Annotated in this window: 1 protein-coding gene; it reads left to right on the top strand. The window is 53.8% G+C overall.

Annotated elements, in window-relative coordinates; all coding sequences use genetic code 11:
- Positions 1-1,064, top strand: a 1,064-nt coding sequence (locus EYC95_RS30010; RefSeq protein ID WP_131063536.1) for an RHS repeat-associated core domain-containing protein, incomplete at its 5' end; no start/stop codon positions are given.
- Between the last annotated feature and the right edge of the window lie 264 nt (positions 1,065-1,328).

The raw sequence follows: 1,328 nt of genomic DNA, 5'->3' as shown, positions 1-1,328 counted from the left end.
ACGATGCACAAATCATCAGCCAGGAAGTCTTTTACCCCTACGGCGAAACCGCGTGGTATGCCGGACCGGACGTGGTAGACAGCGACTATAAAACGATTCGTTATTCGGGCAAGGAGCGCGATGCGACGGGGCTTTATTACTATGGTTATCGGTATTACATACCGTGGTTGCAGCACTGGCTGAATCCCGATCCCGCCTTGACTATCGATGGCCTCAATCTGTACCGGATGGTTCGAAACAATCCATTGGGGTTGATTGATTTAGATGGCCTCGAACCTACCCCAAGTAGTAGTCAGGGGGCTGCCAAACCCGCAGTGCCTCCCCGACCGGCAGCCTTTCCAGCACCACCTTCTCTTGCGCCAGCTGCAGTCAAGCCGGTGGCTCCACCTCGGCCTCATCTACCTCGGCCCGCCCCACCTCAAACGGGTCAGCCTTCGGCTGTAACGGTGGTCGCGCCTAAAAGACCGCCTCCTATCGTGTTACCAACGGCGGATAAGTCAAATGCAGCACTTCCGTCCTATGCGAGCGGTTCAATGACTGTGGGCTCACATCAATTGATGCTTGCTCCCTCGGGCGGCATCGTAGCCATGAGGGGGGATGATCGTTCCCCCAACACAATCCGTAAAGCGGGTGGCTTTTTCCCCAGGGATAACCGAGGAGAAAAAATAAAGGATGAGTTCGCGCAGGCAGTATTGAGCAAAGGGATTAACTCTCTGGCTCAAGGACATGTTAGAAGCGCCGTTCCTGGATACGTATCCACTGGCATGGATGAAGACTCAGGAGGATATGGTGACTCAAGAGGCTACCTGTACCGGATGGACGTTCCGGATTTGAGAGAGCGAGATATCAACGAACAGACGTTGAAGCTCGGGGCGCCCTTCAACTTCACTCCTAAAGGGAGATTGGATACCCGATTGTTAATGAGTGGTGACACGATTGACCAGTCCGAATTCGTGGCGATCATTCCACCCATGACCGTGGAAATGACCTTTATCACCCCGATTCCGAATGCCAATATCGTCGCTTTCAGGAAGGCGAGGGACAATCAATGGCAACCTTTTTGACAATGAAAACCCAGATGTAAAAAGCTCCCGACGAACCCGCTGCGAATAGGGAAAACGCAGAAGTGACATTCACGGATCAACCGTGATCACCGTTGGTCGGCACTGTAATTTCTGACAGTAGCCAGCCCCGGCCACGAGGGGTTAGATAACCGCAAGCAAACAGGGACGAACCGGCATGCAGGCATCGACGACGGGAATGCACTACAAAACACCCCGATTGTTCGTCGTGGACCCGCGAGGGCTGCCGGTTCGTTCGGTTGATTA

This window comes from Pseudomonas sp. BGI-2 (genome assembly GCF_004310295.1).
Taxonomy (GTDB): domain Bacteria; phylum Pseudomonadota; class Gammaproteobacteria; order Pseudomonadales; family Pseudomonadaceae; genus Aquipseudomonas.
Note: the sequence above shows the minus strand (reverse complement) of the source record. Positions and strands in the feature narration are given on the sequence as shown.